The following is a 5113-nucleotide window of genomic DNA, read 5'->3' on the forward strand; positions in this document are numbered from 1 at the left end:
CGCCAGCCAGCAGCGGGCGATGCCGGCTGATGAACTGGCCGAGCGTCTGAGTGCCTATATCGGGTTGCTGCAGCGAGCGCCCTACGGGCCGAGCCTGCATATCCCGGAGACGGATGGAGCGGTGTTGCTTGCCCGCGCCGAACCGATCGCCGGGCTACAGCGCGTCCAGCATCCCTGGGGTGATCTGGTCATCGCCCAGGACAAGGAAGCCGTGCTGCTGACCTATTACCGGAACAGCATTCAGCACCTGTTCGCGCTGCCTTCGCTGATCGCCAACTTCTTTTCCGCTCGGGCGTTGCGCAAGCGTGCCGAAGTCATCAGCGGGTCCCGCGCGCTCTACCCGATCCTGCGCGACGAGTGGTTTCTGTGGGACCAGGAGCAAAACCTGACGCATGCGATTGAACGGCAGATCGATGCCATGGTCGAAGGCGGCATGCTGATCGCGGAGGCCGACAGCCTGCGACGACCGGACCCGTCACTGGACGGATACGGACACCTGAACGGGCTGATGCGCGTCATGCGCGAGACGCTGGAGCGCTACGCCATGACGCTGGTGCTGCTGGCGGAGCGTCGCGAGGTCGTGACGCTGGAGCGCGCGGCCTTCGAGGCCGAGTGCGTGCTGATGGCCGAGCGCATGGCGGTGCTCACCGGCCGCAATGCGCCGGAATTCTTCGATCCGGCGCTGTTCCGAGGGCACGTCAACACCCTGATTTCGATGGAAGTATTGCAGGTGAAGCAAGGTGAGGGCGGGGTCGAATGGCTGTCCGTCGATGAGGCCATCGAACCGCTGGCGGTTCAGGCGCTGGGTTTGCTCGGCCCGGAAATCGCGCAAACTGTTCAACATCTCACGGGCCGTCGGCGGCGGTCCTTCACATCCAGCGACTGAATCGGTCGCTGAACACATGGAGTGAATATGCCTTACACAAAACGACTGATCGCGTTGTCCGCGATTGCACTGGCGGCCTGCCAGCCGCAGCCGGCCGACCCGGGCGGTGATCCGCCGGATCCGTCGACCTACGAGCCGTCGACCGAAGCGGAGAAGTTCTCCTACGCGGTGGGTGTGGACGTGGCTCGTTCGCTGAAGCAGGTTGCCGACAAGGTCGACCCCGCCGCCTTTTCCGCCGGGTTCTCCGCGGCCCATGGTGACGTTGATCTGGCGATGAGCGATGAGGACATGACCGCCATCAAGACCACGGTGAGCCAGAGCCTGCAACAGGCCCAGCAGGCCGAGGCGCAGGAAGCCGCCAAGGAAGCCACCGCGAAGGGCGAAGCCTTTCGTGAGGAAAATGCCGCCAAGGACGGCGTGATGGTCACCGACAGCGGTCTGCAATACGAAGTGCTGGAGGACGCCGAGGGCGACAAGCCCAGCGCCGATGACAAGGTCACCGTGCACTACAAGGGCACGCTGATCGACGGTACGGTGTTCGACAGTTCCTACGATCGCGGCAACCCGGCGACCTTCCCGCTCAGTGGCGTGATTCCGGGCTGGACCGAAGGGCTGCAACTGATGCCGGTCGGCAGCAAGTACCGCTTCGTGATTCCGCCGGAACTGGCCTACGGTCAGCGTGGCGCCGGTGCCCGCATCGGACCGAACGAGACCCTGGTCTTCGAGGTCGAGCTGCTGAGCATCGGGGAGCCGGAAGAGGAATCCTGAGGATCGTGAGGTCGCCGTCGGCTTATGCCGGCGGCTGCTTTTCTGCCTACTGGCAGGATTCGGCGGCGAGGTCGCGGTAGTGTGACAACCGGGAACTGCGTTCCTCCGGTGTCATGCGCACGGTCTCGCCGCTTTCGTTTTCGTAGAGGACACGGACGGCCGGTGTCCGTTCGTAGAACGCGATGCGCTCGCGGGCGCGGTCGCACTGCGCCTTGAGGGCGGCGGGATCCACCGCGGTCTGTGGATCGCCGCCTGATGCTGACGACGTGTCGGCGCGCGGGTCATCCGTCTGATGATCCGGGTCCGTGGCCGGATCCGAGGGCGAGTTCGCGGCTGGCGTTGGCCGGACTTCTCTCACCGAATAGGTCTGGTTCAGCGGTGGCCGATCGGAGTATCGGACCTGACCATCGGCGTCCGTCCACGTGTAGATCTCGGCATGCGCCGCCACGCTCACCAATCCCAGCACAATGCCAAGCCGAAGTCGCATGTCCGGAGCATAGCGCATGGTGCCGGGCTCGCCGGAATCATCGGGGGCATCCTGCTGTTGCAGGCCTGCGATGCCTCCGGTGTCGCGAATGCGCTGGAGGACTACCGCTGGCGGGTGGGCAACGTGCTGGATCAGCGTGTCGCGCCCGAGGTGCGGGCCGTTCCGGTCTATCCGCGCCGCCGCGCGCGCCGGGTGGCCTCGACGGATCTGCGGTTGTCGCCGGGCGAGGCGCTGTCCTTGCGTGACTGCCTGGGCCGGCTGCTCGGCGAGCGCAACAGCATCCTCGGACAGGTGATGACGCCTTCGTCGCGATTCGCCTATGAAACACGCGTCGCTGCGGCGCTTTCCGGTTGCGAGGCCGATTCCGACGAGGAAAGCGCGTTGCTGGAACGGGTGAGGCGCAGCAAGTCCACCGATCTCGCGGTGGCGGGCTACGACGTCATCTTCAACACCGAGGAAATCGAGCGGTTCCTGTCCCCGGAGGCCTCCCCGATGGAGATGCAGGGCGTCCACGGTGGGCTGCTCGGCATCGCCGCGCTGGATGAACTCGTCGGCCTGGTTCGGCGTGGCCTGGATGGTGACGGTGTGGGCGAGGCGGCCCTGAGCGCGTCGCTGCAACGCCTGCGTGAATCCCGCGAGGCCGGTGGCCTGCTGAGGACGGCGGCCCTGTTCGTCGCGGAACTGGAGGCGGTGGCCGCCATCATCCATGCGCGCCTCAACGCAAGGCCGGTCTGTCTGCAACCGAGACCGACGCCCACCGCTGAAATCGCCGAGACCGTGTTTCACAAGTTCTACGCGCGGGGCGTGCAGCCGGACCTGGCCAGCCTGCGTCGCGAGCTGGCGAAGCTAGTGGCCGTGCTGGGGCAGGCTGCGAACGTCCAGGCGGCCGAACTCCCGCGCCCGCTGACGGCCTATCTCGAGGCTGTGCAGCGGCTGGACGCCAGTCTGGTCGACGCGTCGCGAACCCATGCCGAAGCCTGGCAGCGCTTGCTGGGTCAGTGCGGCCGCATGCCTGACCGCAGTGACAGCGATAACGGTGCGTGAACATCATTTCCGTACGCTGACGTATGTGTTAGTTTTGCCATACTTTCCCGTATGGATGCGCTGCAACAATGGTGCAGACGAAGCCGACATTGAGTGCCGACGACTGGGCGGATGCCGCGCTTGACGCCATGGTCGACGGCGGCCTGGACGGCGTGGCCGTCGAGCCGCTGGCGCGCAAGCTCGGTGTGACCAAGGGCAGCTTCTACTGGCATTTCGCCAACCGTGACGCGCTGATCCGAGCGTCGCTGGAGCGCTGGGCGTCGCGGGAAACCGAACAGATCATCGAGCGCGCCAAGGGCGTCCGGCAGCCGCGCAAGCGCATCCAGACCGTGTTCAAGGCGGCCAATGGCAGCGAGCGGGAAGGGCATCTCTATCTGGCGCTGGCGGCGGCCAGCCGTGATCCGCGAGTCGCGGATTTCGTGCACAAGGTCTCGCAGCGCCGGCTGGATTTTCTGGCCGAATGCTATCGGGCGCTGGGTCTGACGGCCCGGGACGCCCGCAAGTGGGCGACCTTTGCCTACAGCACCTTCCTCGGGACCTTGCAGCTGCGTCGGGACAACCCGTCCGCGCTGCCGCCCGGCCCCGTGTTCAACGAATACCTGCGCCTGCTGATCGAGACGCTGATTCCGCGTCCCGGCGAGCAGCCGCCGGCGGCTGCCGAGCAAGCCGCTTAACCGACTCCCCAGTCTCCTTACTTTTGTCTATCGGAGGGTTTGTCATGATGACACTACTCGCAATTCTCATCGCCATCGCGGGCCTTTGGGTGCTCGCGTACGTGGGCGCACCGTTGCTGGTGACGTCGGCGGCGATCGGTATCTACATCGTTGGCCTCTACGGCCTGGGCATGATGGGCCCGACCGCGTTCGCGATCACCGGAGGCATCTTTGCCGTGCTGGCGATCGCGCTGAACGTTCGGCCGATCCGTCGCCTGATCACCAAGCCGATCTTCTCCGGATTCAAGGCGGTGCTGCCGCCGATGACCTCCACCGAGCGCGAGGCGCTGGAAGCCGGCGACGTCTGGTGGGAGGGCGAGATGTTCCGTGGTCGCCCCGACTGGAACATGCTGAAGAACTTCAAGCGCACCAAGCTGACGGCCGAGGAGCAGGCGTTCCTCGACAACGAGACCGTTGAGCTGTGCAAGATGATCGACGACTACAAGACGGTCTACGAAGACCGTGATCTGGCGCCGGAAGTCTGGCAGTTCATGCGCGAGAACAAGTTCTTCTCGATGCTGATCACCAAGGAGTGGGGCGGTCTGGGCTTTTCGGCCTACGCGCAGTCCTGCGTCGTGACCAAGATTGCCACCAAGTCCATCACCGCCGCCGTGACGGTCATGGTTCCGAACTCGCTGGGCCCCGGCGAGCTGCTGATGCACTACGGCACCGACGAGCAGAAGGAGCACTGGCTGCCCAAGCTGGCCAATGGCGAGGACATCCCCTGCTTCGGTCTGACCGGCGTGGAAGTCGGCTCCGACGCCACCGCGATTCCGGATGTCGGCGTCGTCTGCAAGGGCGAGTGGGAAGGCAAGGAAGTGCTCGGCATGCGCCTGACCTTCAACAAGCGCTACATCACCCTGGCCCCGGTGGCTTCGGTGATTGGTCTGGCATTCAAGCTGCAGGACCCCGAAGGCCTGCTGGGTGATCCGGACAAGGCCGACTACGGCATCACCTGTGCGCTGATTCCGGCGTCCACGCCGGGCGTCGAGATTGGACGTCGTCATTATCCGTCGGGTGCGTTCATGAACGGCCCGATCACCGGTGAGGACGTGTTCGTGCCGATCGAGTGGATCATCGGCGGCGTGGAGAAGGCCGGTGGCGGCTGGCGCATGCTGGTCGAATGTCTGTCGGCGGGTCGTGGCATCTCGCTGCCCGCGCTGTCCGCGGCCGGCGGCAAGATGGCCTACCGCATGACCGGTGCCTACTCGCGCA

At 65.4% G+C, this 5113-nt stretch carries 6 protein-coding genes; 5 read left to right on the forward strand and 1 reads right to left on the reverse strand.

Translation table 11 applies throughout. From position 1 onward, the window contains the following. Positions 1-886: hypothetical protein (locus ABNS06_RS05510; protein WP_348673092.1), on the forward strand; the 886-nt coding region annotated here is incomplete at its 5' end. A 27-nt stretch (positions 887-913) separates the two neighbouring features. Beyond that, positions 914-1654, forward strand: a complete 741-nt coding sequence (locus ABNS06_RS05515) for an FKBP-type peptidyl-prolyl cis-trans isomerase (RefSeq protein WP_348673093.1) — start codon at positions 914-916, stop codon at positions 1652-1654. Between the two features lie 46 nt (positions 1655-1700). Here ABNS06_RS05515 and ABNS06_RS05520 read toward each other — a convergent pair whose 3' ends face one another. Then, positions 1701-2102: a DUF4124 domain-containing protein gene (locus tag ABNS06_RS05520; RefSeq protein ID WP_348673095.1), complete on the reverse strand. Its 402-nt coding sequence runs from the start codon at positions 2100-2102 to the stop codon at positions 1701-1703. Between ABNS06_RS05520 and ABNS06_RS05525 the strand changes: the two genes are divergently transcribed. The 3 genes from ABNS06_RS05525 to ABNS06_RS05535 form a co-directional block, all read left to right on the forward strand. Then, positions 2091-3185, forward strand: a complete 1095-nt coding sequence (locus ABNS06_RS05525) for a DUF3080 family protein (RefSeq protein WP_348673097.1) — start codon at positions 2091-2093, stop codon at positions 3183-3185. The two genes, ABNS06_RS05520 and ABNS06_RS05525, sit on opposite strands and share 12 nt — an antisense overlap. Before the next feature lie 68 nt (positions 3186-3253). Then, positions 3254-3859: a TetR/AcrR family transcriptional regulator gene (locus tag ABNS06_RS05530; protein ID WP_348673098.1), complete on the forward strand. Its 606-nt coding sequence runs from the start codon at positions 3254-3256 to the stop codon at positions 3857-3859. Between the two features lie 44 nt (positions 3860-3903). After that, on the forward strand, positions 3904-5113 hold a 1210-nt coding region (locus ABNS06_RS05535; RefSeq protein ID WP_348673099.1), incomplete at its 3' end, for an acyl-CoA dehydrogenase.

Origin of the sequence: uncultured Abyssibacter sp., assembly GCF_964000955.1 — a bacterium.
Classification (GTDB): domain Bacteria; phylum Pseudomonadota; class Gammaproteobacteria; order Nevskiales; family OUC007; genus Abyssibacter.

Bases quoted from the DNA above. Each gene is read 5' to 3' on its own strand.
- ABNS06_RS05515 (WP_348673093.1), top strand. From the start codon at position 914: ATGCCTTACACAAAACGACTGATCGCGTTGTCCGCGATTGCACTGGCG.
- ABNS06_RS05525 (WP_348673097.1), top strand. From the start codon at position 2,091: ATGCGCCGCCACGCTCACCAATCCCAGCACAATGCCAAGCCGAAGTCG.
- ABNS06_RS05530 (WP_348673098.1), top strand. From the start codon at position 3,254: ATGGTGCAGACGAAGCCGACATTGAGTGCCGACGACTGGGCGGATGCC.